This is a genomic window from Brevundimonas sp. UBA7507, assembly GCF_002478355.1.
Classification (GTDB): Bacteria; Pseudomonadota; Alphaproteobacteria; order Caulobacterales; family Caulobacteraceae; genus Brevundimonas; species Brevundimonas diminuta_D.
In genome coordinates, this window is the sequence record NZ_DLNP01000002.1 from 100,909 (window position 1) to 126,329 (window position 25,421).

24 protein-coding genes, 3 tRNA genes and 1 pseudogene are annotated in these 25,421 nt (G+C 65.8%); 25 read left to right on the forward strand and 3 right to left on the reverse strand.

Annotation, left to right across the window (positions count from 1 at the left end; translation table 11 throughout):
- Positions 1 to 7 precede the first annotated feature (7 nt).
- The 3 genes from msrB to B3D50_RS01980 all read left to right on the forward strand — a co-directional run bounded on the left by msrB (position 8) and on the right by B3D50_RS01980 (position 1,953).
- Positions 8 to 499 (forward strand): peptide-methionine (R)-S-oxide reductase MsrB, encoded by a 492-nt coding sequence (gene msrB / locus B3D50_RS01970; protein WP_286949180.1) that lies wholly within the window; start codon positions 8 to 10, stop codon positions 497 to 499.
- Between the two features lie 43 nt (positions 500 to 542).
- A complete protein-coding gene (locus B3D50_RS01975; RefSeq protein ID WP_286949181.1) occupies positions 543 to 1,163 on the forward strand; it encodes a hypothetical protein in 621 nt (206 codons plus the stop codon).
- Between the two features lie 121 nt (positions 1,164 to 1,284).
- Positions 1,285 to 1,953: a DedA family protein gene (locus tag B3D50_RS01980; RefSeq protein WP_003164335.1), complete on the forward strand. Its 669-nt coding sequence runs from the start codon at positions 1,285 to 1,287 to the stop codon at positions 1,951 to 1,953.
- Positions 1,954 to 2,166: 213 nt separating this feature from the next.
- Here the strand turns inward: B3D50_RS01980 and B3D50_RS01985 are convergent, their stop codons facing one another.
- Positions 2,167 to 5,439: an amidohydrolase family protein gene (locus B3D50_RS01985; RefSeq protein WP_286949182.1), complete on the reverse strand. Its 3,273-nt coding sequence runs from the start codon at positions 5,437 to 5,439 to the stop codon at positions 2,167 to 2,169.
- A 270-nt stretch (positions 5,440 to 5,709) separates the two neighbouring features.
- Between B3D50_RS01985 and B3D50_RS01990 the strand changes: the two genes are divergently transcribed.
- The 7 genes from B3D50_RS01990 (at position 5,710) to B3D50_RS02020 (ending at position 13,919) form a co-directional block, all read left to right on the forward strand.
- A complete protein-coding gene (locus B3D50_RS01990; RefSeq protein ID WP_128116584.1) occupies positions 5,710 to 6,213 on the forward strand; it encodes a GNAT family N-acetyltransferase in 504 nt (167 codons plus the stop codon).
- Positions 6,214 to 6,649: 436 nt separating this feature from the next.
- Entirely contained in the window at positions 6,650 to 9,331 is a 2,682-nt protein-coding gene (locus B3D50_RS01995; protein WP_286949184.1) for a TonB-dependent receptor, read from the forward strand.
- A 78-nt stretch (positions 9,332 to 9,409) separates the two neighbouring features.
- Positions 9,410 to 10,123, forward strand: coding sequence for a PepSY domain-containing protein (locus tag B3D50_RS02000; protein WP_286949185.1), 714 nt, complete (start codon positions 9,410 to 9,412; stop codon positions 10,121 to 10,123).
- Positions 10,124 to 10,132: 9 nt separating this feature from the next.
- Entirely contained in the window at positions 10,133 to 10,858 is a 726-nt protein-coding gene (locus B3D50_RS02005; RefSeq protein ID WP_286949187.1) for a PepSY domain-containing protein, read from the forward strand.
- Positions 10,859 to 10,946: 88 nt separating this feature from the next.
- Entirely contained in the window at positions 10,947 to 11,681 is a 735-nt protein-coding gene (hutC, locus tag B3D50_RS02010; RefSeq protein WP_286949189.1) for a histidine utilization repressor, read from the forward strand.
- Positions 11,682 to 11,719: 38 nt separating this feature from the next.
- Positions 11,720 to 12,988 (forward strand): NAD(P)/FAD-dependent oxidoreductase, encoded by a 1,269-nt coding sequence (locus tag B3D50_RS02015; protein ID WP_286949190.1) that lies wholly within the window; start codon positions 11,720 to 11,722, stop codon positions 12,986 to 12,988.
- Positions 12,989 to 13,667: 679 nt separating this feature from the next.
- Positions 13,668 to 13,919 (forward strand): hypothetical protein, encoded by a 252-nt coding sequence (locus B3D50_RS02020; RefSeq protein ID WP_286949192.1) that lies wholly within the window; start codon positions 13,668 to 13,670, stop codon positions 13,917 to 13,919.
- Between the two features lie 312 nt (positions 13,920 to 14,231).
- Here B3D50_RS02020 and B3D50_RS02025 read toward each other — a convergent pair.
- Positions 14,232 to 14,306 (reverse strand) — tRNA-Thr (locus tag B3D50_RS02025).
- Positions 14,307 to 14,404: 98 nt separating this feature from the next.
- Here B3D50_RS02025 and B3D50_RS02030 point away from each other — a divergent pair.
- From B3D50_RS02030 to B3D50_RS02100, 15 genes and pseudogenes are all read left to right on the forward strand, one after another.
- On the forward strand, positions 14,405 to 14,590 hold the full coding sequence (locus B3D50_RS02030; protein WP_003164343.1) for a hypothetical protein: 186 nt from the start codon (positions 14,405 to 14,407) through the stop codon (positions 14,588 to 14,590).
- Between the two features lie 111 nt (positions 14,591 to 14,701).
- Positions 14,702 to 15,991, forward strand: a complete 1,290-nt coding sequence (gene murA, locus B3D50_RS02035; RefSeq protein WP_286949193.1) for a UDP-N-acetylglucosamine 1-carboxyvinyltransferase — start codon at positions 14,702 to 14,704, stop codon at positions 15,989 to 15,991.
- Complete coding sequence (locus tag B3D50_RS02040; RefSeq protein WP_286949194.1) at positions 15,981 to 16,484, forward strand: DUF2948 family protein; 504 nt, start codon at positions 15,981 to 15,983, stop codon at positions 16,482 to 16,484. The genes murA and B3D50_RS02040 overlap by 11 nt, the downstream gene beginning before the upstream one ends.
- On the forward strand, positions 16,481 to 16,948 hold the full coding sequence (locus tag B3D50_RS02045; protein ID WP_286949195.1) for a UPF0262 family protein: 468 nt from the start codon (positions 16,481 to 16,483) through the stop codon (positions 16,946 to 16,948). The genes B3D50_RS02040 and B3D50_RS02045 overlap by 4 nt, the downstream gene beginning before the upstream one ends.
- A 105-nt stretch (positions 16,949 to 17,053) precedes the next feature.
- Positions 17,054 to 17,272 (forward strand): translation initiation factor IF-1, encoded by a 219-nt coding sequence (infA, locus tag B3D50_RS02050; RefSeq protein WP_003164348.1) that lies wholly within the window; start codon positions 17,054 to 17,056, stop codon positions 17,270 to 17,272.
- An 8-nt stretch (positions 17,273 to 17,280) separates the two neighbouring features.
- Positions 17,281 to 17,880, forward strand: coding sequence for a Maf family protein (locus B3D50_RS02055; protein ID WP_286949197.1), 600 nt, complete (start codon positions 17,281 to 17,283; stop codon positions 17,878 to 17,880).
- Positions 17,880 to 18,890, forward strand: a complete 1,011-nt coding sequence (locus B3D50_RS02060) for a ribonuclease E/G (protein WP_286949198.1) — start codon at positions 17,880 to 17,882, stop codon at positions 18,888 to 18,890. The genes B3D50_RS02055 and B3D50_RS02060 overlap by 1 nt, the downstream gene beginning before the upstream one ends.
- A gap of 2 nt (positions 18,891 to 18,892) precedes the next feature.
- A complete protein-coding gene (locus B3D50_RS02065) occupies positions 18,893 to 19,057 on the forward strand; it encodes a DNA gyrase inhibitor YacG (RefSeq protein ID WP_003164350.1) in 165 nt (54 codons plus the stop codon).
- Between the two features lie 63 nt (positions 19,058 to 19,120).
- Positions 19,121 to 19,196: transfer RNA gene (locus tag B3D50_RS02070), tRNA-Phe, on the forward strand.
- Positions 19,197 to 19,627: 431 nt separating this feature from the next.
- Positions 19,628 to 20,545 carry a MotA/TolQ/ExbB proton channel family protein gene (locus B3D50_RS02075; RefSeq protein ID WP_046653025.1) on the forward strand — a complete coding sequence of 306 codons (918 nt, stop codon included), beginning with the start codon at positions 19,628 to 19,630 and terminating at the stop codon, positions 20,543 to 20,545.
- A gap of 5 nt (positions 20,546 to 20,550) precedes the next feature.
- Positions 20,551 to 20,982, forward strand: a complete 432-nt coding sequence (locus B3D50_RS02080; protein WP_040345002.1) for an ExbD/TolR family protein — start codon at positions 20,551 to 20,553, stop codon at positions 20,980 to 20,982.
- A gap of 17 nt (positions 20,983 to 20,999) precedes the next feature.
- A complete protein-coding gene (locus B3D50_RS02085; RefSeq protein WP_286949199.1) occupies positions 21,000 to 21,716 on the forward strand; it encodes an energy transducer TonB in 717 nt (238 codons plus the stop codon).
- 181 nt (positions 21,717 to 21,897) lie between these two features.
- On the forward strand, positions 21,898 to 22,656 hold the full coding sequence (locus B3D50_RS02090) for a M48 family metallopeptidase (protein ID WP_286949200.1): 759 nt from the start codon (positions 21,898 to 21,900) through the stop codon (positions 22,654 to 22,656).
- Positions 22,657 to 22,749: 93 nt separating this feature from the next.
- Positions 22,750 to 22,826 (forward strand) — tRNA-His (locus tag B3D50_RS02095).
- Positions 22,827 to 22,873: 47 nt separating this feature from the next.
- Positions 22,874 to 23,272 (forward strand): annotated as a pseudogene (locus B3D50_RS02100) (methyltransferase domain-containing protein); the annotation flags it as partial.
- A 229-nt stretch (positions 23,273 to 23,501) separates the two neighbouring features.
- Here B3D50_RS02100 and B3D50_RS02105 read toward each other — a convergent pair.
- Complete coding sequence (locus B3D50_RS02105) at positions 23,502 to 25,373, reverse strand: patatin-like phospholipase family protein (RefSeq protein ID WP_286949201.1); 1,872 nt, start codon at positions 25,371 to 25,373, stop codon at positions 23,502 to 23,504.
- Positions 25,374 to 25,421 lie beyond the last annotated feature (48 nt).

Genomic DNA, 25,421 nt, shown 5'->3' on the forward strand with positions numbered 1-25,421 from the left:
TGAGATCATGACCCAGACCGAATCCGCTGCTCCGATGCGCTCCGCCTCCGGCTATGACCTGACGCCGCCGACCGACAGTCAGCGCGTGGCGCTGGAGGCCGATCTTTCGCCGGAAGAAAAGCGCGTGCTTCTGGCCCATGGCACCGAGGCGCCCTTCTGCGGAACCTTGCTGGGTGAAAAGCGGGCAGGGGTCTTCTGCTGTCGCGAGTGCGGCCTGCCCTTGTTCCGCTCGGGGACCAAGTTCGAGAGCGGCACCGGCTGGCCCAGCTTCAACGAGCCGGTCGATCCGGCTCACGTCCGCGCCGTGCGCGACGACAGCTACGGCATGGTGCGGGTCGAGACGCGCTGCGCCCGTTGCGACAGCCATCAGGGCCACGTCTTCCCCGACGGCCCGCCGCCGACGGGCCTGCGCTACTGCATCAACTCGGTCGCGCTCAGTTTCGTGGCTGAAGGCGAGCTTCTGCCTGATCCCTTAGGGCGCGACGACGGGACGGCCTGACCTTGGCCGCATTTGGGGTTAGGGTGCTTGTGAACGGGAGTAGATGCGTATGCTGATCGAACTCATGGCCGCTTCCCTCTTGCTGGCGAGCAGCGATCCCGAGGGCGTGGTGTCGACGGCGCCGCGCGCTGGTCCGGGCGCCGTGCCGACGGCGAGCGCCGATGCATTGGCTGCGACGGTCGGCGACGCCTCGCCCGCCGTCACCTTGCAGACGGCAGCCCCCCACGGCCTGTCTACAGAAGAGCAGATTTCCCGCTGGATCGGCGAGCGCAAGGCGGATGCGCCGCCCGTTGAGACCTGGGCTGACGCCTGGGAAGAGGCCGCGCCGCGCAAGATGCACGGTCAGGTCAGCGCCGGGATCGGCACCGGCGGCTATAAGGATTTCGGTGCGGCGGTTTCTCTGCCGCTGGGCGAGAACGGCATGCTGAACCTGAGCTTCAGCCAGACGAAGAACGCGCCTTGGGCTTATCCCTACGGCTATGGCTATGGGCCCTATGGTTTTGGTGCGGGACGCTTCGGCCTGGACGACTACGGCTGGCGCGACGCCTACGGCGCCGCGCCTGGGCCCTGGGGCGTACGCAGCCCGCGCGAGCGTTTCAGTCGGATCCGTCCGTTTGATCTCGACGAGGAAGGCCGCGACACGCCCGACGACGCCTCGCGGTAGGATGTACAGCCGCCGAAGTGCGGCCTGAGGGTCACGCCGTGCGCTTTTTCCCTTCAGGCGTCGCATCGCCGCATTCCCTTTCCATGGTCTGATCCCATATGCCCTCGGGCAAAGGATCAGTATGGACAGTTTGCTTACCTCGGCCGCCGACTTCATCGCCCGCAACGCCATGTGGGCCGGCGTGATCCTTGGCGCGGTGACTTTTTTTGAGTCCCTGGTGGTCATCGGCGCCTTCGTGCCGGCGACGGGGTTGCTGGTCGCGGCGGGCGGCCTGGTGGCCGCGGGCGTGTTGGACCCGTTCACCGTCATCGGCGGCTGCGTCATCGGCGCCGTCATGGGCGACGCCATCTCCTACTGGATCGGTCGCCGTCTGGGCACGCGGGTGCTGCGCCACCATCTGCTGGTTCCGCACCGCCGCAAACTGGCCTGGACGCGCCTGTACTGCCGCCGCTACGGCGTGGCTTCCATCTTCATCGGCCGCTTCTTCGGCCCGCTGCGCGCCTTCGTGCCGGTGATGGTCGGGGTGCTGCAGATGCGTCAGCGCGTCTTCCAGTTCGCCAATGTCAGCTCAGCCTTCGTCTGGGTGCTGGCCATGCTGGCGCCGGGCTATCTGGCGGCCAAGGGCCTGGCCAAGCTGGAGATGATGAGCGAGGCGCACAACCCGACCCTGTGGCTGCTGGCCTTCGGCGCAGTGGTGCTGGCGCTGGTGCTGGCCATGCGCTGGTTGAAGGGCCGTGCGGCGCGGCGCAACGCCTTGCTGGAAGCCTCGGTGCGAGGGCTGGGGGAGTAAGCCCCCCGCCCCGTTCGCGCTTCAAGGCGCAAGCGCGAGATTTTTATCTTTCGTCATCCTTAGGCTTTCATGCTGCCGGCCTTCGCTCATCCCGGCGTCCGCCGGGCTGAGCGGGAATGAAGGGCGACGACCAACGCTTAGGGTCAACAGAGTCACCACGAAAAAGGGCCCGGCGGATGCCGGGCCCTTTCGCGTTCCTGCCTTGCGGCGGGATCAGTCGTGGGTGTGGCCGTGGCTGTCGGCGGCCGAGGTGGTGCCGTCGGCGCTCCAGGCCTGACCGCCTTCGCTCTCGAACCAGAACGGCTTGCGCTCAGCGCCGCCGACCTCGTTCATGTGGTTATCGAACAGGCGGCCGTTGATCATGGTGTAGCCGATCTTGGTCGAGTCCCGCAGGTTCTCGAGCGGATTGGCGTTCAGCACGACCAGGTCGGCCAGCTTGCCGACTTCCAGCGAGCCGATGTCCTTGTCCATGCCCAGGGCGCGAGCGCCGTTGATGGTGCCGACGCGCAGGGATTCGTGGGCGCTCATGCCGCCCTGTTCGAACATCCACAGCTCCCAGTGGGCGCCGAGGCCTTCGCGTTGGCCGTGGGCGCCGATCTGGACCGAGACGCCCTGATCCATCAGCCGCTTGGACTCACGGGCGATGGAGATGTGGTTCAGCTCTTCCGGCGGGGTCTTCACCGGACGACGCGAACGCGCGTCCAGTATGCGGCGGGGCACGTACTGGGTCAGGATCGGATCCTTCCAGACGTCCGTCGTCTCGTACCAGTGGTTCTCGCCCCAGGCGCCGCCGAAGCCGACGACCAGGGTCGGGGTGTAGGCCGTCCCCGTCTGCGACCATAGCTGCACCGCGTCGTCGTACATCCGCTCCACCGGCACCGAGTGCTCGATGGTGGTGTGGCCGTCGACCAGCATGCTCATGTTGGCGTGGTACAGCGAGCCGCCTTCCGGCACGACCATCATGCCCAGCTCGCGGGCGGCCTGCATGATCTGCTGGCGCTGGTCGCGGCGGGGCTGGTTGTAGCTCTTGACGCTCCAGGCGCCGATGGCCTGCATCCGGCGTAGGTGCGAGCGCGCGTCGTCCAGATTGTTGACCACGGCCGTCGTCGGCGTGGCCGCCCCGGACAGGATGGTGCCGGTCGAGAAGATCCGCGGCGCCACCACGCGCCCGGCCTTGGCCAGCTCGCTGTGGGCGAAGATCTCGCTGTTGTCGTTCGACGGGTCGTGCAGCGTCGTCACGCCGAAGGCCAGGGCGGCGTAGTTCACCCAGCTCTGCTGCGGGATGATCTCGTCCGAACCCATGCGGCCGTGCCAGTGGGCGTCGACCAGGCCGGGGATGATGGTCTTGCCGGCCATATCCATGACGCGGGCGCCGGCCGGAACCGTGACCGAGCCGCGCGGACCGATGGCCTCAATGCGGTTGCCGTTGACGACGATGACGCCGTCCTCGATCACCTCTTCGCCCTTCATGGTGATCAGGCGGGCGCCGGTCAGGACGGTGACGCCGCTGGGGCGGGCGTAATCGGCGCTGAAACCGATCTTGATCCCGTGTTCGGCGGGCTTGGGCAGGTCAGCCGGCGCGCCGTCCATGAAGGCGAAGCTTTCGCTCAGCGGACGCGAGAACAGCTCCGGCCCCATCGACCACTGCAGACGGCTGGAATCGCCGGACCAGTGCAGCCATTCGCCGGCGTCGCGGGTGACGCGCGTCTGCGGCAGGGCCTTGGCGTCGGCGCCGACCGTGATCGGGCGGCCCGTCGGGACGAAGGGGGCGACATAGGCGTTGAAGCGTTCGGTCCAGGCGATCCACCGCTCGTCCGGCGAGATCGAGAACTCGGCCGCCCAGTCGCTGCTCAGGTGGGTGCGTTCTTCTTCGCCCGACAGGTTGACGGACTTCAGGACGCGCTTGTCGCCGTCGCGATCGGCCAGGAAGATGCGGTCGTTACGGGCGCCGAACTGCGGGTTGGCGCCGGAATCGGTGATCTTGACCGGCTCCCCGCCGCGCACGGAGACGCGGTAGATGCCCGGCTCGCGGCTCCACATGGCCGAGCGCAGATAGCCGTCGCTGGAGGTGCGATAGACGACCGTCTGGCCGTCCGGCGAGAAGCGCGGCTCCAGATAGTGGCCGGGGTTGGTCGTGATGGTGCGGCCTTCGCCGCCCGCGACCGGAACCACGCGGATGGAGCCCAGGTTCTCGTCGTTCCAGGTCGTGTAAACGATGGAGCGGCCGTCGCGCGACCAGGACGGATAGAGCTCGAAATGGTCGCTCTGGCGCGTCAGGCGACGCGGCGTTCCGGCCACGCCGTTGCGCAGGTCGCGGACCCACAGATTGCCCAGGGCCTCGAACACCACCTTGGAGCCGTCCGGCGAGGTCTGGGCCCAGCGGATCATCTTCACGTCGAACTGGGCGGGGGCCACGTCGACAGGGAAGCGGGCCGTCTCCTGCACCCGGCGGGTGTCGGTTACGCGGAAGGGCACTTCGCTGACGGCCTTGGAGGCCACGTCGATGCGGCGGATTTTGCCGCCGGCCCAGATGACGATGGAGCCGTTGTCCGGCGTCCAGGCGAAGCCCGGATAGACGCCGTGAATGGCCCAGGTCTCCTGCATGTCGCGATCCAAGGCGTCGTAGATCGGCGTCTCACGCCCGGACTCCAGGTCCATGACGTAGAGCGTCGACTGGTAGCGGTCGCGCCGCACGAAGGCGAGCGACTTGCCGTCCGGCGACGGGGTGGGGCGCACCGAGCCGCCCGGCCCGGTGACGAAGGGCTTGATCTCGCCCGTCTCGCGATCCAAGCGACGGATCACATAGAGCTGGGTGTTCGGATCCTTGGAGTATTCAAAGACGCCGCCCGGCGTGGATTCGTCGCTGAAGTACATGTAGCGGCCGTCGGGCGAGAAGGCGGGCTCGCCCGTGTCCTTCTGCTGGGTGCGGCGCTCGGTCAGTTGCACGCCGCTGCCGCCGCCCGAGCGGTGGTACATCCACATCTCGCCCGCGCCCAGCGAGCGCGATGAGGTGAAGTGCTTGCGCCCGACGATGAACTGGCTGTCCGGCGTCCAGGCGGGGGAGTTCAGCAGGCGGAAGGTCTCGCTCGACACCTGGCGCGGGTTGGAGCCGTCGCGGTCCATGACCCACAGGTTGTCGCCGCCTGCGCGGTCCGAGGTGAAGGCGATGAAACGACCGTCCGGCGAATAGCGCGGCTGCATGTCCCAGGCCACGCCCGAGGCGATCGGGCGAGCCTCGCCGCCGCTGATCGGCATCACATAGATGTCGCCCAGCAGGTCGAAGATGATTTCGCGACCGTCGGGGCTGACGTCCAGCGCCATCCAGGTGCCTTCGTCGACGTTGATGTTGACGTCGCGCTGGGCGCCGATCGGGTTCTGCACGTCCCACTTCGGAGTCGCATCAGCCGCGCCCGCTGCGGGCGTCTGTGCGAACGCCGGAAAGGCCACGGTCAGCGCCGCAGCCGTGGTCATCAGAATACGCTTCATGAAAAGCCCCTCAGCCCCTCGAACAAAACTTGATGGGGCGAAGCTAGCGGCGCGTGGTCAGGGTTGACCAGTCGGGATAATGGCGCAAAGGCCGAATAATCTTCGGTTTGCTGTCGCGCGGGCGATGGCGCGGCCCTGCGTGATTTCGTCGTATTGCCGTCAAGCTCCAGCTGACGGAGCTTCTCGCGAGCGCTCTTTGCCGGGCGACGAGCAATGGAGTTCTGAGTGAGGGCGTTGAGTGAAGCGTCGAATGCGTCGGCCTGGACGATTGTGAGCGCGCAGGCCGATGACGCCGACGCCCTGGCCTTGATCGGGGCGGCTACCTTTCTTGAAACGTTCGCAGGGGTGCTGGACGGCGCGGCCATCGTCGCGCATTGCGGCGTCGCACATGCCTCCGGCTATTACGCGGAGCGATTGAAGGCGGGGGCGGCGGCGTGGCTGGCTCAGGTCGAACATGGCGCGCCCATCGGCTATGCGCTGCTGGACAAGCCGCAGCTTCCCGAAGTCGAGGTCCGCGAGGATGATCTGGAGCTGAAGCGGATCTACGCCCTGAGCCGATTCCAGGGCGGGGGATTGGGCCGCGCCTTGATGGCGACCGCGCAGGACGAGGCGCGACGTCGGGGCGCGCAGCGATTGCTGCTGGGCGTCTATGCGCAGAACCAGCGGGCCTTGGCCTTCTATGCCCGCGCGGGATTTGTCGGACTCGGCCAACGGCGCTTCAGCGTGGGCGGGCGTGAGTACGAAGACATGATCCTGGCGTTCGATCTGGCGTGACCCATGGGCGCCGAACGGCGAAGCGGAACCGTCGCAGGATTCGATCTTGTGACGTTCTTTTGTCTGTTCCCGAAAATATGATGCCTGTCCCCACATTGTTTTGAGGGGTTGGGCGTTCGGCTGCGTATTGCCGTTTCTCAAGTATTAAAACGAAATAATCTACGGTAATGTTTAAATCGCATGATCATTTGAAGCAACGGAAAATAGTCATGTCCAGCCCGTCTTTCGAGAAAGGGGAAGGGGAGATGCCGTTGATTTGGTCATCTTTGGGGCGAAAATATCCCTATTTCCTGCTAAAATAGCATAAATAGTGCCGATTTTTGAGCGATCATATGTATATACATGACTTGACGCTCAAGACGCCCCCCGCACAGGTTCCGTCCCAGTCGGAGCTAAAGGTTCTGAGCGAATACCTAAGCGGGAAGGCATGGGGACGATGAAAAAGAGGCTTTTGTTGGCGGGGGCGGCTGTCGCCGCGACGATGTACGGCGGGGCGGCGTCGGCTCAGGAAGTCGATGTGACGAATGTTGACGACATCGTCGTCACCGGCAGCCGGATCAAACGTCAGGACATCACCGGGGTCGGCCCCGCAACGGTCGTGACGGGCGAGGACATCGAGCGCACCGGCATCACCAATGTCGAGACTCTGCTGCAGCGCCTGCCATCGTCGGCCGGCGCAGCGGGCAATCAGACGAACTCCTACTGGACCGGCAACGGCTATGGCACGGCGCAGGTGAACCTGCGCGGCCTGGGCATCAACCGGACCCTGACGCTCATCAACGGTCGTCGCGTGGTCAACGGCGGCACCGGCGCCAACAGCGCCCCTGACCTGAACATGATCCCGACCCCGATCATCGCGCGTATGGATGTGCTGAAGGACGGGGCCTCGGCCATCTACGGCGCGGACGCCGTGGCCGGGGTGGTGAACATCATCACCGTCAACGGCTATGAAGGCCTGAAGGTGTCGGGCAAGTACGGCATCACCGACGAAGGCGACGGCCAGGATGTGACCTTCGACGTCCTGTGGGGCATCAAGAACGACCGGGGCAGCGTCACCGCCGCCCTGACCTATCAGAAGTCCGAGGAAGTGAACCTGGCCAGCCGTGCGCCCTGCGGCCTGGGCGAGGTCAACGGCGCCCTGACCTGCCTCTCCAGTTCGACGACGCCGGGCGGCCGCGCGGTCCTGCCGAACGGGCAGATGATCAACTTCAACCAGACGCCGGGCGGGGACGGCGACTTCTACGAGCCGTACAGCCCCGCCAAGCACAACCACAACTCGAACGTCTATCTGAACGCTTCTTCGCCGATCGAACGCTTCAGCACGGCTGTGCTGGCCGACTATCGGTTGACCGACAAGGTCAGCCTGTTCGGCGAACTGTTCTTCACCCACCGCGAAAGCAACCAGATGGCGGCGCCGGGCGCCCTGCGCAATATCGCCATCGCGGCCGACAACCCGACCAACCCGACCGGCGAGGATCTGATGCTGATCCGCCGCCTGCTGGTCGAGCCGGGCCAACGCCAGTTCTTCCAGGAAACGGACACCTACCGCTTTGTCGGCGGCGCGCGCGGCGACATCGTCGGCGACTGGACCTGGGAAGCCGCCGCCAACTGGGGCCGCAACACCGGCGTCGACGGCATGACCAACATCGTCAATCTGCAACGGCTGGGCGATACGTTGAACACCTCGCTGTGTAGTTCGGCGCCGGGTTCCGCCGTCCCATGCGGCGACTATCTGGGCGTGGGCGACGTCAGCCAGGAGGTGCTCGACTACATTCTGTTCAACTCGCGCGACACGGGCGGCAACGAGCAGAAGAGCTTCACCTTCGACGTCAGCGGCACGGTCATGGAGCTGCCCGCCGGTTCGCTCGCGATGGCGGCGGGACTGGTCTATCGCGAAGAGAAGGGCTGGCGCGACCCTGACGCCCTGACGGTGCTGGGCTACGCCAACACCAACCAGCAGGATCCGATCGCGGGCGAGACCAAGGCCAAGGAAGCCTATGTCGAACTGTCGGCGCCGCTGCTGAGCGACCTGCCGTTCGTGCAGCGGCTCGAGCTGGACGGGGCGGTCCGTTACTCGGACTATGACATGTTCGGCGGCGAGACGACCTATAAGCTGGGCCTGAACTGGTCGGTGGTGGACAGCCTGCGTCTGCGCGCCACCTACGGCACCGGCTTCCGCATTCCCAGCGTGCCGGAACTGTTCGGCGGCGTGGCCGAGGGCAATCTGACCACGACCGATCCGTGCAGTCGTTACAACACGAGCGGCGACGCCGTCCTGATCGCCAACTGTGCGGCCTCGGGCGTTCCGGCGGGCTATGTGCAGATGGGCACCACCATCCTGACCACGGTCGGCGGCAATGAGAATCTGAAGCCGGAAAGCACCGAGACCCTGACCCTGGGCCTGGTGTGGCAGCCGACGCAGATCAGCGGCCTGACGCTGACGGCCGACTATTTCGACATCAAGGTCGAGGACGCCATCCGCTCCATCCCCGGTTCGACCAGGCTGGCGATCTGCTATGCGACGCCGAACATGGACCACCCGTTCTGCAAGCCGGACAGCTTCACCCGCAATCCGCTGACGGGCGAAGTGAACTATCTGTCGGCCCAGCCCTCCAACACGGGCCTGGAGACGATGAAGGGCGTGGACATCGGCGTGCGCTACGCCTTCGACATAGGCCAGCGTCGCGCGAGCCTGGACTGGAACACCACCTATCTGGACGAATACGTCATCACGCCTTTCGAGGGCGGCGATCCGATCATCTTCGACGGTCACATCGGCGGCGGCAACGGCGGCTATCCGCACTGGCGCTCGAACGCCAGCCTGACGGTCATGGATGAGCGCTGGGCCGGAACCTATTCGATCCAGATGATCGGCGAGGCGACGGACTTCAACGCTTCGCCGGGCGACATCGGCTATCAGACGGACGCTGTCTTCTACCACAACGCCCAGTTCTCTTACCGGGTGAACGACAACGTCGACGTGGCCTTCGGCATCGACAACCTGTTCGACAAGAAGGCCCCGTTCATCCAGAGCTGGACCGACGGCAACACCGATACGATGACCTACGATCTGCTGGGCCGTCGCGGGTATGTCCGCCTGACGTATCAGTTCAACTAAAACCGATGTGAGGTGCGTCAGGCGGGTGTTCTGGAACGCCGCCTGACGCAGCCTTCTCTCACAACCCGTGAGTATAAAATGATACGCTGGCCTCTATTGGCGCGTAGAACCCACAAGTGGTTTTCGCTCATCATGGGCGTCCAGGCCCTGTTCTGGATTGTGAGCGGTCTCTACATGACCGCCATCCATATCGACATCATCCATGGCGACCACCTGATACGGACGCCGGACGCCAGGCCGATCGCGACCGACGGTCTGGTGGAGCCGTCGGCCATCCTGCAGGGCGCCGACCGGGCCAGCAGCCTGCGTCTGGTGCAGCAACTGGATCAGCCGCTCTACATCCTGACGGATGCGAGCGGGCAGGCGCTGTACGACGCCCGCTCGGGCCAGAAACTGCCCCTGATCGACGAGGCCGGCGCTCGCCGGCGCGCCGAGCGGATCTACGCCCCCGAGGGCGGGATCGTGAAGGCTGAGCTGCTGACCGAGATTCCCGGCGAGATCCGCGGCCGCGCCGCGCCGATCTGGCGCGTCGAGTTCGAGGGGATGTGGAAGCCGACCCTCTACCTTTCGCCGCATACCGGCGAACTGCTGTCCCGACGCCATGACCTGTGGAGAGGCTTCGACTTCTTCTGGATGCTCCACATCATGGACTACGAGACGCGCGACAACATGAACAACGCTCTGCTCAAGGTCGCAACCTGGATGATGGTGGCGACGTCCCTGTCGGGCGCCTGGCTCCTGATCTTCAGTTTCCGCCGCAAGCGCCGCGTGCGCAAAAAAGCCGCTGCGTGAGGACCGTCCATGTTTCTACTTCGCAGACTTCATAAGTGGTTCGGCCTGGTTCTGGGCATCCAACTCCTGTTGTGGGCGATCAGCGGCGCCGTCATGGCCATGATCGACCATCACAAGGTGACGGGCGGTCACGTCCTGGCCGAGGTCAAGCCTAGCCCTGCGCCCACCCAGGTGCTGTCTCTGGCCCAGGTGTCCCAGGCGGTCGGCTCGCCTGCGTCGCAGATCGAACTGCGGCCGCTGCATGATCAATGGGTTTTCGCCGCGACGACCGCCGAGGGGATCAAGCTGGTCGATCCAGTTAGCGCCGCGCCTGTGGTCATCGATGCTGAGCGGGCCAAGGCCCTGGCGACGGCGGCCTTCAACGGCTCGGCGGCGATCACCTCGGTGACGCGGGTCGAGAAGCCGACGCTGGAGACCCGCGACTTCGCCCTGCCGGCCTGGCGGGTCGAGTTCGCGGACAAGGAGCGCTCGACCTTCATTCTGAACGCCGAGACGGGCGAACTTGCGGGCGCCAAGACCAACACCTGGCGGCTGTGGGACGTGTTCTGGATGATCCACATCATGGACTACACGGATCGCCAGAGCTTCAACCACCCGCTCATCATCATCATCGCCACCGGCTGCCTGTGGCTGGCGCTGAGCGGTTTCATCATGCTGTTCCAGGCCTTCCGCAGACAGGACTTCGCCTATCTGCATGACGGCATTGAATGGTGGCAGGAGCGGCGTCGCCGCTGATGCCAAAGGCCGGGGCGCCCGTGACGGCGTCCCGGCTTCTTCATGATTCAGAGCCTGAAGAAGGCCGCCATGACCTTGGGAGGGGCGCATGGACAGTCCGCTTCACCGGCGTATCCGGTCCGACATCGCCGAGCGCATCCTGTCGGGCGAGTGGCCGCCGGGCTTCCGCATTCCCTTCGAGCATGAGCTGATGGCCGACTACGACTGTTCGCGCATGACGGTCAGCAAGGCCTTGGCGCCGCTGGCTGAGCGGGGCATGATCGTCCGCCGCAAGCGGTTCGGCTCCTTCGTGGCGCGGCCGCGAATCCATTCGGTGCTGCTGGACATTCCCGACATCCAGGCGGAAATCCAGAAGCGCGGCGAGCCTTATGGCTATGAGTTGCTGATGCGGAAGATCCGCGCCGCTCATCGCCGCGACGCCAGCGAACTGGGTCTGACCGCTGCGGGCGAAGTGATCGAACTGCGCTGCCTGCACAAGGGCAGCGGCCGCGCGTTCGCCCTGGAGGAGCGGGTGATCTGCCTGACCTCGGTTCCTCAGGCCAGGGATGCGGCGTTCGACGAGATTCCGCCCGGCACCTGGCTGCTTGAAAAAGTGCCCTGGACTGAGGCCGAGCATAAGATCAGCGCCGTGAACGTGTCGCGGGCGACGGCGGCGACGCTGGGCCTCGAGCCGTCGGCGGCCTGTCTGTCGCTGGAGCGTCGAACCTGGCGGCGGGCTGAGGGCATCACCTTCGTGCGGCTGACCTTCCCTGGCGAAGCCTATGACCTGGGCGCGCGTTTTGCCCCCTCCGAGCCGGACCCGACCGCTCCCACGGGCGCGTAACCGCCGCTGAAAACAGATTGAGTATGAAGGAAAAAGTCATGTCGGCTGATGGCTCGGCTCTCCTGTCGAAGGTTGTGATCATCGGCGCGGGACACGCGGGGGGCTCGGCGGCGGCGCTGCTGAGGCAGTATGGGTTCGAGGGCGAGATCGTCCTGGCGGGGCAGGAGGATGCGCCGCCCTATCAGCGGCCGCCCCTGTCGAAAGCCTGGCTGAAGGGCGAGGCGGGGCTGGAAGACCTGCTGCTGCGCCCCGAGAGCTTCTACGCCGAGCAGGACATCGCCCTGCGCACGGGCGTCACGGCGACCGCCATCGACGCGGGCGCCAAGACCGTGACCTTCGCTGATGGAGCGGTCGAGGCTTATGACAAGCTGATCCTGGCCACCGGCTCGACGGCGCGCAAGCTGACCCTTCCCGGCGCGGACGGGCCTGATCTGCTGGAGTTGCGCACCCTCGATGACGCCGAACGGCTGAAGGCGGTTCTCGCTCCCGGCAAGCGGCTGGCGGTGGTCGGCGGCGGCTATGTGGGTCTGGAGGCGGCGGCCTCGGCCCGCGCCCTGGGCGCCGAGGTGGTGGTGATCGAGCGCATGGACCGGGTGCTGGCCCGCGTGGCGTCTCAGCCCCTGTCGGCCTTCTTCACCGATCTGCACAAAAAGCATGGCGTCGAGATCCTGACCGGCGTCGAGGTCGCCGGGTTCGAGGACGCGGGCGTGCGTCTGGCGGACGGGACGCTGATCGCGGCGGATGCGGTGCTGGTCGGCGTCGGCGCCTTCGCCTGCGAGGCCCTGGCGCGCACGGCCGGACTGACGTGCGACAATGGCGTGGTGGTGGACGAGACGGCCCGCACCAGCGACCCGAACATCTACGCCATCGGCGATGTGACGCGGCGTCCAATCCCGGTCCACGGCGGCGTCATGCACCGGCTGGAGAGCGTGCCCAACGCCCTGGAGCAGGCCAAGCAGGCGGCCAGCGCCATCGTCGGCCGCGCGGCCCCGGCGCCCGAAGTGCCGTGGTTCTGGTCCGACCAGTATGACGTCAAGCTGCAGATCGCCGGCGTGCCCTTCGACGCCGACCGGCAACTGGTGCGCGGCGATCCGGCCGGCGGCGCCTTCTCGGTCTTCCATCTGAGCGGCGACAGGATCGTGGCGGTGGAGGCGGTCAACGCCCCCGCCGACTTCATGGGCGGACGCCTGGTGATCGGGAAGGGGGCGCCGGTGGACGACGCCCTGCTGGCCGACCCGACAGTGTCGATCAAGGCGGTCGTCCCATTCCGCGGCGGCGCTCAACCGAGGAAAGGGCTACGTCTCTAGCTCAAGAGCTGGGCGCCTCTTCCTAGCGCCCAGCAAGATTGGCGGGGCGAGTCGTCCGGACGTGGAGCGGGTCTTCATGATGGACGTGGAGTCATGTCTTAGAACTTACACACCAGCATTATTTGATGTCGAGTTGTTCCTATGTCGACCTCCAGGTTCTCATCATGAGCACATAAGGAGGTAGTTTTGTTGAACGTGAAGCGAATAGCTGCGGGAATTCCAAACCTCTTCATTTTGGCTTCGGTAGTGATTTCTGCGACGTCGTTCTCGGCGAATTCCGCAACAGCGACAATTCAATCAGGCTATTATATATACGAGTACAGCTATTATTCCGATGCCTCTCATTCGTCTCAGGTTGGGTACGCGAGGCAAGGTTGTTATGCTGGAGATCCAGCAGCCAGTGGATGGGGCGAGGTAACGGCGCATTCCACCTCCACCCTGATCGGCTGGTGTAATCCAGATGGGACTGGCATCATCTTTTAAGGTAATCTTTGGTTCTACAATGTGCTAAACAGAGAAGGCCCCAAGCATTGCTTGGGGCCTTTTTGTACCTGCCTCATAGGTGGGCGAGAGAGGTGGGTTGGCGGCTGAATGTCGCGTTCACAGAGTGATGTTTTGTGAAAGCTGCGATATCTGCTCTCATTGCGCTTGGAGATTGTCTCCTAGGGAGGGTTATCCAATGATCAAACTGAACAGTGGTGTTGCTCGTCTGAGCGCGCTGGGCATGTTCGTGGCGGCCGGGATTGCTGGTCTCGTCTCAGCAAATTCTAGCAATGCCAAGACCTATGTGCAGATCAATCGGGGACCGTACGAGCAGTGCCTTTACGACAATATAAGGAACTGCCGAGCAGCATACCCGGTTGGACCGCAGCGGGAGCAATGCATGATTGAGGGCAAAGAGGCCTGTGATTATGCACACGGAATGCAGTAAATATACGCCTTGAATAAGAGCGGCGGTTCCAATCGGGGCCGCCGTTTTCAATTCAGCGATGGGCGCCAATCTCTCAGTCTGGCGTTCGCATGAGCGGAACTTAGGAAGCCCTTGGGGACTTCCATCAGGCAATTCGGGCAGGTAGGGCCGGAGTTGTTGCCCAAGAGGGCAGGTGAAGTAGAGGGCGCTCCTAAGAATCGCCCAACAACTGCGACCAGTTCATAACAATGTTCCGCAACTATCAGCATGGTCCCCGCAAGGGGGTGGCTTTTGATTTGTCGGGAACACCCTTGTAAATCCAAGGGGTCAGTGTGGTGCCGCCGGGCAGGATTGAACTGCCGACCTCAGCCTTACCAAGGATGCGCTCTACCACTGAGCTACGGCGGCGGGTCACTGAGGAAGCGGCCGTATAGCCAAAGGTTTCGACCGGGCCAAGCCAAAAATGCACGCTTGATCAAAATCTTTGCACGCGGTCTGCTGCCGTCATGGATAAGCCGACCAAAGACGCAGACGAGACGGGCGCTGACGTCGCCTCGCCCCCTTCCGCCAGCCCCGCAGCCTTGGCCAAGGCCGAGCGCGCCGCGCGTCTGGCGGCCGCCCTGCGCACGAATCTGCGCCGCCGAAAGGCGCCGGGCGCGGGTGGTGCGCGACCGCCGAGCGAAAGCAACTGAAAGTCATCCGCTTTGCGACGTTACGGCCTTTCGCGGGCGCCGTCCGGCTTGCTAGATAACCGGTTTGCCGGGCCGTAGGGGTCCGGGCCTCCCAGGACTTCCCCGACACCCATGGACAGCATCGTCATTCACGGCGGCAATCGCCTCAACGGCTCCATCCCGGTCAGCGGGGCCAAGAATTCGGCGATCAAGCTGATGGCGGCGTCGATCTTGACGGATCAGCCCCTGCTGCTGACGAACATGCCGCGCCTGGCGGACACGCGCTTCCTGGGCCAGCTGCTGCGCCAGTTCGGCGTGGAGGTGACCGAGCGCGACGGGGCGGACGGGCAGGAGACCCTGTTCCACGCGCCGGAGCTGACCTCGACCTTCGCCCCCTATGACCTGGTGCGTCAGATGCGGGCCTCGTTCAACGTGCTGGGACCGCTGCTGGCGCGCACGGGGCACGCCAAGGTCTCCCTGCCGGGCGGCTGCACCATCGGCGCTCGGCCGGTCGATCTGCACCTTCAGGCCCTGACGGCCATGGGCGCGGCGATCGAGCTGGAAGAGGGCTATGTCAGCGCCACCGCGCCCAAGGGCCTGCGCGGGGCCGAGATCGAGTTTCCCTTCGTATCGGTCGGCGCGACCGAGCACGCCCTGCTGGCCGCCGTGCTGGCGGACGGGACGACGGTGCTGAAGCGTGCGGCGCGCGAGCCCGAAATCGGCGACCTGGCCCGCTGCCTGATCGCCATGGGCGCCAAGATCGAGGGCCTGGATACGGACGTGCTGACGATCACCGGCGTCTCGTCCCTGTCGGGCGCGACCTGGTCGGTGATTCCCGATCGAATCGAGATGGGCTCCTATGCGCTTGCTGCGGCGATGGCGGGGGGCGAGGTGCGCCTGACCAAGGGCCGCGCCGACCTGATCACCGCCCTGACCGACAAGATGGTCGAGGCGGGCGTCGAGATCGAACCGACGCAGGACGGCCTGATCGTGCGTCGCGACCCGACGCAGCGGCTGAAGGCGGTCAACGTCACGACCGAGATCTATCCGGGCTTCGCCACCGACCTGCAGGCGCAGTTCATGGCGCTGATGACGACGGCCGAGGGCGAAAGCGTCATCCACGAGAACATCTTCGAGAACCGCTTCATGCACGCGCCGGAACTGGCGCGCTTGGGCGCGGACATCGCCGTCCATGCAGGCGAGGCCGTGGTGCGCGGCGTCGAGGGGTTGAAGGGCGCGCCGGTCATGGCGACGGACCTTCGCGCCTCCATGTCTCTGGTCATCGCCGGTCTTGTGGCCGAAGGTGAGACGACGGTCGGCCGCGTCTATCACCTGGATCGCGGTTTCGAGCGGATGGAAGACAAGCTGGGCGCCTGCGGCGCCGATGTCCGACGGATCAAAGGGGAGGGCGATGAGCACTGACGGCGAACCGATCTCGACCCTGACCGACGACGTGGCGGACGAAGGCGCTGCGGGCGAAAGCCTGGCGCCGATGACGCCCCTGCGCCTGCTGGCCGAGGACGCGGACGACCTGCAGATCATCTCGGCCGCGCTTCAGGACGCCATCATGCGTCCGGTCGACATCCGCTGGGAGAAGGAGGCGCGGCGCCTGACCGTCGTCCTGTCGCGCTTCTGCTGGGAATGCGGCGGCACGCGCGTCATGGCGGCCATGCAGTTCGGCGACGTCCAGGCGGTCAAGAGCCGCCGCCTGCCGCGCCTGCCCGAGGCGGCGCTGGAGCTGCTGGCGCTCGACTTCCTGCCGACCGAGGCGCCGGGCGGTCAGGTGATGATGATGTTCGCGGGCGGCGGCGATCTGCGGATCGACGTGGAGTGCCTGGATGCTGTGTTGACCGACCTTTCCGAACGCTGGCCCGCGCGGGTGGCGCCGACCCATCTGGACGGAGCGGCGCAATGAGCGGACCGCACAAGCTGACCGCGATCGAGATCGACAACGCCTCCCTGCCGGCGGCCACGGCCGAGATCGAGCATCAGCGCCGGGTCGCCATCTTCGATCTGGTCGAGCAGAACAGTTTCATTCCGGACGGCGCGGCGGGCGGCCCCTACACCCTGGCCCTGTCGTCGCAGGATAATCGTCTGGCCTTCGATATCGCCGGACCGGATTTCAGCCGGACGCATGTCCTGTCGCTGACGCCGATGAAGACGGTGATCCGTGACTACGGCCTGATCTGCGAAAGCTATTATGAAGCCCTGCGCGGCTCCTCGCCCAGCCAGATCGAGTCGGTCGATATGGGGCGGCGCGGGCTGCACAATGAAGGGGCCGCCCTACTGAAAAGTCGACTGGACGGCAAGGTGGAGATCGATCAGGAGACGGCGCGCCGGCTCTTCACCCTGGTCTGCGCCCTCTACCGTCGGGGCTGAACTCGACTATCTAAGCGTTTTGGTGCATTAGGCGCCCTCACTTTCACGGCTCGCGCTCACGCTCGGCGCGGGCCCGTAGCTGTTCACACGGGCGAGAGAGGCCGCATGGCTAAGGAAGAACTGCTGGAATTCCCCGGCGTGGTCAGCGAACTGCTGCCGAACGCGACGTTCCGCGTGACGCTGGAAAACGATCACGAGATCATCGCCCACACCGCGGGCAAGATGCGCAAGAACCGCATCCGGGTGCTGGCCGGCGACAAGGTGCTGGTCGAAATGACGCCCTATGACCTGACCAAGGGTCGCATCACCTACCGCTTCAAGTAAGGACGCGCGTGTCGCGTCCTGACGCCTTGGCTCCGAGGTTGATTCTGGCCTCGTCGAGCCCGCGCCGCATCGAATTGCTGGCGCAGATCGGCATAGCGCCCGATCTGGTCGATCCCGCCGATATCGACGAAACGCCCCAGAAGGCCGAGACGCCGCCGCGTCTGGCCCAGCGTCTGGCCTGCTCCAAGGCGGCCGTCGTGGCTGGGCGTCATCCCGACGACGTGGTCCTGGCGGCGGACACCGTGGTGGCCGTGGGGCGCCGCCTGCTGGAAAAACCCGCTGACGAAGCGGAGGCTATCCGCTTTCTGAGGCTGCTGTCCGGGCGCAATCATCGCGTCTTCACCGGCGTGGCCGTGATCTGCCGCGGGCGCACGTCCTGGCGCGTGGTCGACACCCGCGTCAGCTTCAAGCCGTTGTCGCCGGACGAGATCGCCGCCTATGTCGCTTCGGGCGAATGGCGCGGCAAGGCCGGAGGCTATGGCATTCAGGGCCGGGCCGCCGCCTTCATCACCCGAATCGTCGGCAGCCACCCCGCCGTCATGGGCCTGCCTCTGTATGAGGCGGCGAATCTCTTGCGCGGCGCAGGCTGGAGAGGCGAGGCGGCCTGATGGCCGGCGTCGAGGTCTTCCTGGACGCGGCTCCGGGCGAGACCCGGGGCATGGTCTTTCGCGACGGCCGCGCCTACGCCCTCATTATACATAGAGACGATGATCGGCCCGAGCATCGCCTGGGGGCCCGCGTCGTCGGCCGTGTGGCGCGCCTGGCGGCCGGCCTGCACGGCGCCTTCGTCGACCTGGGTTGCGGCGAACCGTTCGGCTTTCTGCCGTTGGGCAAGGCGGATCGTCCGGCGGAAGGCGCTAAGCTTGAACTTTTGGTCACGGCCGAGCCGCGCGAGCGCAAGGGGCCGGTCTTGCGCCGCCTGGGAGAGGCGAGCGGAGAGCCGCGTCTGCTGGAGGCCGGACCCGACGTCGCCGCCATTCTGAACATGCTGGCGCCGGGCGTGCCTGTGTCCACGGGCGCCGAGGCGATTCATGCGGCGCTGGAGGCTGAAGAAGAAGCGTCGTCCGACGGCGTGATCGAACCGGGCGTGGGTCTGGACCTGGCCGTGCAGCGGACGCGCGCCCTGATCGCGGTCGACATTGACTACGCGCCAGCCGCCGGTCGAGATTCCCGCAAGGGGCGCGAGGCGGTGAATCGTGAAGGCCTGCGCCAGACGGCGCGGTTGCTGGCGCTGAAAGGGTGGGGCGGTCTGGTCGCCATCGACCTAGTGGGCGTCGGCCTGCATCCAGAGACCACTCTATCCATGGCGCGCCAGGCGTTCGCCGATCACGCCGGGGCGGCGATCGGGCCGCTGAGCCGGTTCGGCCTGCTGCAATTGTCTTTGCCGTGGGGGCGTACGCCTGCCGATGAACGATTTGCGGCGCCGGGGGCGCTGGAGATCGGCGCCCTGCGTCGCCTGCGCCTCGCCTTGCTGACGGATCGCGCCGCGCCGCGCCTGACGCTGCACTGTAGTTCGATGTCAGCGGCGATCCTGTCCCCCTGGGTGGCGCAGCTAGGGCCGCGCGCCCACATCCGCCCGGACGCCGCGCCGGGCGTGTTCGAGATCAAGGAGGGCTGAGCATGGCCCAATGCCCCATTTGCCGTCGCGCCGAGGCCGTCGCCGCCTACAAGCCTTTCTGCTCCAAGCGTTGCGCCGACATCGATCTGCAGCGTTGGTTCACCGGCGGCTACGCCATTCCGGCCGAAGATGCGCACGATGATGAAAAAGATCGTGGAATTGAGTGAATTGGCGTCTGGACAGCCCGTTCGGGCTCGCCTATAGAGCCGCCTCTCGCGACGCAAAGCGACGCCTGGATAGCTCAGTTGGTAGAGCAGCGGATTGAAAATCCGCGTGTCGGTGGTTCGAATCCGCCTCCAGGCACCACTTTCCCCTCACATGATGATTATTCGCTTCGGCCTTGAAAAAGCCGAAAAATCGTCATGGGCCTAAACATTCCTTAACATTCTCTGCGTTGGCATTTTTGTTGCCGTTATATTTCATTCAAATGGAATATTTGTGCGCCTCTGCCTCGGGGGCGAGGCGCGCGGGGTGAAAAGCTATTTTCCGCCCTTGACGCTCCGATAGCCGTTCGTCAAAGGGACTTAACCGCATTCTTGCTTGCAGGCTGTGGACGGGGGGGTATGGTTCCATCGCTCCAGTCTGCAAAGCGTCTCAGGATGTTTCGTAAGAATGCGGCGCCGACCGGCGGGGGAGAAATTCCGGCGGGAGGAAAATTTCACGGTAAAGGCCCAGCCGACTGACGCGGCTTGGGTTTTGGGTTCCACGAGTCAGACCAAAGCAGGAACTGGCGAAACATGCTCGATAGCAAGAAGACGAATATCCTCCTCGCAATGGCCGGCGCCGCCGTCCTGATGGCGAGCTCGCCGGTTCTGGCGCAGGACGCGGCCGCTCCGGCTGCCCCGGCCGCCGCTTCGGCTCCCGCCGCCGCTGACGCCGCCGCTCCGGCCGCCGACGCCGCCGCCCCGGCTGCAGACGCAGCTGCTGAAGCCCCCGCTGAAGAAGCCGCCGCCGGCGGTCACGGCGGTGCGGGCCTGACCCCGATCGCCATGTTCATGATGGCGCACCCGGTCGTTAAGGTCGTGATGGCAGGCCTGGTCCTGGCCTCGATCTTCTCCTGGACGCTGCTGCTCATCAAACTGGTTGAGTTCAGCTCGCTGACCAAGAAGACCAACCGCTTCCTGGAAGAGTACCGCGGTGCTCGCAACCTGGCCGACATCCGTCGCCTGGCCACCTCGGAAGAGTTCGACGGCAACCCGCTGGCCGACATGGCCGCTGCGGCCACCGGCGAAATCGAACTGTCGCGTCAAGCCGGTCTTGATGTGACGGGCGCTCACCGCGATACGACCGTCGCTCGCGCCGGCAACGCCGTCGGCGCCGTGCAGGGCGGCATGGGTATCCGCCTGTCGGGCGGCCAGCAGTTCCTGGCCTCGGTCGGTTCGGGCGGTCCGTTCATCGGTCTGTTCGGCACCGTTTACGGCATCATGAACTCGTTCATCGGCATCGCCGAGTCGAACACCACCAACCTGGCCGTCGTTGCTCCGGGTATCGCTGAAGCCCTGCTGGCTACCGGCATCGGTCTGTTCGCGGCTATCCCGGCGGTTATCTTCTATAACTACTTCAACACCCGCATCGCTTCGTACGGCGCTCGTGCTGACGGCTTCAACGCCGAGCTGATGAACTCGATCTCGCGTCAACTCGACAAGGGGGCGTAAGACGGATGGCCGCCAAACTTTCCGGTTCCGGCGGCGGCAAGTACACCGTCGAGGCGAACAGCGAAATCAATGTCACGCCTTTCGTGGACATTATGCTGGTTCTCCTCATCATCTTCATGGTGGCGGCTCCGCTCGCCACCGTGTCGGTGCCGGTGACACTTCCACGCGCCGTCGCTCCGCCGGCCGTCAATCCGCCCAAGCCCGTCTTCATCTCCATCCAGAATGGCGGCGAAGTGTACGTGGGCGATTTCCCGACGTCGGTCGCCGCTCTGGGCGATGACCTGAGGACCCAAATCGGAACGCGTAATCCGGACGAAGAGCGGATCTTTATCCGCGCTGACCAGCAGACGCGTTACGGGGACTTCATGCAGGTCATGAACGCCTTGCAGGATAATGGTTTTTACAGTGTCGCCCTGGTTGGCGAAGATCAATCGTAGGGGGCGTGACTCAAAGCATGACTGCTGAACCTCACGAGCACCGCGACCCTCTGCTTGACGCACCCAAGAAGAAGAAACTCTCGACGGGTGCGATGGTCGGGATCGGCGTCTCGGTGATCGTCCACGTTCTTGCAGGTGTCTACCTGTACAAGAGCAAGTTCGAACTCCAGGAGTTCGACTACGTGGACGAGGCTGTGGACGTGGAGTTGATGGAGGCCCCGCCTCCGCCGCCTCCGCCTCCGCCGCCGCCGCCGCCGCCGCCGGATACGCCTCCGCCGCCGAAGCTTCAGGTGCGCGAGCCGGTCGTCAACACCCAGGCGCCTCCGCCTCCGGTGACCTTGCCGATCGAGCCGACGAAGAAGGAAAACCGCGTCGAATATACGGGCCCGCCCGTGATCGTCCCTGGTCCTCCGCCTCCGCCGGCGCCGCCCGCGCCGCCGCGTCCTTCGGTCATCACCAACCCGCAGTGGGCTCGCCCGCCGCGTCCGACTGAACGGGACTTCCCGCAACGCGCTCTTGATCGCGGCGTGGGCGGTTCGGCCACGGTCGAATGCACGGTGACCCCGAGCGGCAAGCCCGAAGGTTGCCGCGTCGTCTCGGAAGAGCCGTCGGGCATGGGCTTCGGCTCTGCGGCCGTTCGCATCGTCCAACGCGGGCAGCTTTCGCCCCGTACGGTCGATGGCGCTGCAACGAACGCCAAGTTCGTGGTCCGGGTGCCGTTTAACCTGGACTAAGCGTGCGAACGCACTGAACGAAAAGAAGCGCCTCGAGGTTTCGCCTCGGGGCGCTTTTTTCATGTGCTGAAGCCCGGACGCTGAGGCCCAATGAATGGGCGATGGAACCACTTTACGGCGTCAGGCATGGAGCCGGGCGGCCCGCCTGTGCATTATGGCCCTGAACTGTTCCGGAGGATCGATGTCTCGCAAGCCCCTTATGCTCGCCTTGGCGATCACCACTGGCGTCTTGGGCGCTGGGGTCGGCGCCTGCGCCTATAATGAGGCCCTGGGCCGCAATCAGCTGGTCTTCATCGACGACGGCGTGCTGGTCCAGCAGTCGCAGGCGGCCTGGGCCGAGACGCTGCGGACGCAGAAGGTGTCGAACAATGCGGCGCAGAACGCCCGGGTGCGCCGAGTGGGCGATCGCATCGTCCAGGCCGCGAATCTGACCAACCGCCATTGGGAGTATGCGGTCTTCGACGATTCCACGCCGAACGCCTTCGTCCTGCCGTCGGGCCATATGGGGGTGACGACGGGGCTGTTGGCCATCGCCAAGAACGACGACCAGCTGGCGGCCGTGATCGGCCACGAGGTCGGCCACGTCATCGCCCGTCACGCCGCCGAGCGCGCCTCGACCACCCAGACGACGGGCCTGATTCTGGGCGCCGTGCAGAGCCAGGCCGGGGACTACAGCCAGGCGGTTCAGGCCTTTGGCGGCATGGGCGCGCAATTGGGCGTCCTGTTGCCGTTCTCGCGCAGCCACGAGCTGGAGGCGGATCGCCTGGGCGTCGATTACATGGCGGCTGCCGGCTACAGGCCGTCGGAATCGCTGGCCCTGTGGCGCGCCATGGCGGAAGGACGGCAGGCGGGGACGCCGGAGTTCGCCTCAACCCACCCGTCGGACCAGACCCGTTTGATGCAACTTCAGCAGTATATCGCCAGCCGCGGTTGGAACTGACGGGGATAAAACATAAAATCCTGCGCGAGGACGAAATGGCCGCTTGCCCCCGACGGCGAGGCCCGCTAGAGAACCGCCCTCGCGCAGAGATGTGCAGCCTTAGCTCAGCTGGTTAGAGCGCCGGTTTGTGGAGCCGGAGGTCCTCAGTTCAATCCTGAGAGGCTGTACCATTCTCCCTCGAATCGCTTCTTGCGAAGGTCGAGGGAGAAGTATGACGATGACGTCGCCGGCGTGGGATCCCCAGCAATACAACCGTTTCGAGCGCCAGCGCGATCGCGCGGCCATCGATCTGCTGTCGCAGCTTCCAGACGATCTGGACCCGCATGAGGTTTGGGACATCGGTTGCGGCACGGGCCAGCACGCGGCCCTGTTGAAACGGCGCTGGCCGGACGCGCGGGTGCATGGGCTGGATTCGAGCGCCGCCATGCTGGAACAGGCGCGGGGCCTGCCCGATGATGTGGACTGGGTGCAGGGCGACCTTGAGGCCTGGAAGCCCGCCGCCCCGGTGGATCTGATCCTGGCCAACGCCTCGCTGCAGTGGGCGCCGGATCATGCGGAACTGTTCCGGCGGCTGACCGAGGCGCTGGCGCCGGATGGGGTGCTGGCGGTGCAGATGCCGATGGCCTGGGAGACGCGGCACCACACCCTGATGCGCCAGACAGCGGCGGACGGCCCGTGGAGCGCGCGCCTGAAGGGCGTCGACACCATCCAGCCGCTGCTGGCGGCCGAGGCCTATTACGACGCGGTGGCGGACCTGTGCGAGGAGGTCGACGTCTGGTCGACGACCTATCTGCACGTCTTGGACGGCGAGAACGCCGTGCTGGAGTGGATGAAGGGGACCGCCCTCAGGCCTTATCTGACCGCGCTTTGCGAAGACCCAGCCAACCGCGACGCCTTCCTGGCGCGCCTGGCTCAGGTGTTGGGCGAGGCGTTTCCACGACGTCCTGAGGGAATGACACTTCTGCCATTTCCTCGACTGTTTCTTCTGGCGCGCCGGTCCGGCGGCGGCGATGCAGGGTCTCGACCGATCCGTTGAGACTGTCGAGGGCCGCGCGGGCGGCCTCATACCCAGCCGCGACGCCGGGTTCATAGGCTTTCCAATCGCGTATATCCACGCCGTCGAGCGTGGGCAGGATCAGCAGGTCCGTCTCGGCGCGGGCCTGCATCCGCTCGGCCTCGCTGGACAGGGTGGCCGAACGCATCAGGATCGAGACGATCGGAGGGCCGCGCTTCCACGCGCCCGACAGGATCCAGCGCCACCAGGAGGGAGGATCCTCCAGGGCCTTGGGGTCGACGCCGCGTGATTGCGATACGTCGACGCCGACCACGGGGCCTCTGTTGAGCCGCCGCATGACGTCACTGGGGAAGTTTCGCAGCACGGCGCCGTCGACCAGCACCTGACCGTTCATCACCACGGGCGGCATGACGCCGGGCAGGGAGATGGAGGCGCGCAGGGCGTGACGCAGCATGCCTTCGCGATGCACCTCCAGCTTGCCCGAGGTCAGATTGGTCGACACGGCGAAGAAGGGCAGCAGCATGTCCTCCATCTGCACATCGCCGAAGGCCTCCTTCATCAGTGCCTTGACCTTGCGAGCGTGTGTCATGGCGATAATGGGCGGCGCGATGTCGGCCAGGGGATCGGCCAGGACGAAGGCCTGTCGGATGTGATGCTCCAACTCTTCGTCCGACCAGCCCAGGGCGGGCCCCGCGGCGATGACCGCCCCCATGGAAGCCCCGCCGATGAAGTCGATGGGCGTGCCCGCCTCGCGCAGAGCCTTCAGCGCGCCGATGTGGGCGTAGGCGCGGGCGCCGCCGCCTGACAGCACCACGCCCACGGCCGAGCCGGTGATCAGGCGAGCGATCCGCGCCGTGTCGTCGAACAGGCCTTCGACCGCGTGGAACCAGCGGCCGGGCTTCAGCGCGTCCAGCCAGACGCGGGTGTTGCTGGGGCGCGGCATCCGTGGATCGCGCAACAGGATCAGGTCGGTGCGCTGGCCTGCGTCGTCCCAGTCGTCGGCGACCGGCGGGGCAGGGGGCGGCGGCCGGTCGGCGGCCCCGACCAGGAACAGGCGGTCGACCTGGCGCGCGCAAAGGGCGGCCCAGTTCGGTTCGTCCGCCTCGGCGACGTAGAGGACGTAGTCGTGGGCGTCTTCAACCCGAGAGAACCATTCGGCGGCCGAGGCCAGGGCCGAGCTGTCGATGACGTGGCAGGTGCTGCCCTGGGCCTCGACCGCACGGGCCACGCGCTCGACGAAGGCGCGGATCGGCCTGTCGCGGGCCGCGACGAAGCCGAAGACGTTGGGTTCCGCGCCGCCGCTGCGCTCGCGGGCGCGGCTCAGCATGATCTGGCCCAGTTCGGACATCAGCATGGGATCGTTGCGCGCGGCGTCGAAGAAGGCCTCGCGCGGCAGGGCCAGAACATCGCTGTCGCGCAGGGCGACCACGTCCGACATGTGCGACGTGCCCGCCAGCATGGCCAGTTCGCCGACCGGCTCGCCGGGTTTGATGACGGCGGCCATCTGCGGAACCCGCGCGTCGTCGCGGCGGAAGACGCCCAGACGCCCGGCGCGCAGAAGATAGAGGGTGTCGGCCGGATCACCGACAGAGAACAGGCGCTCGCCTCGCGTCAGGGCGAACCAGCTGGCGCGGCTGTCCCGCGCGTCCTCGAAGGCGCGTGACAGGGCGGCGGCGAGCGTGTCCGGTCGAAGCGGGGCCATGAAGAGGAGATATAGCGGATTTCGCCTTCGGTGAACCGAACGGCTTCC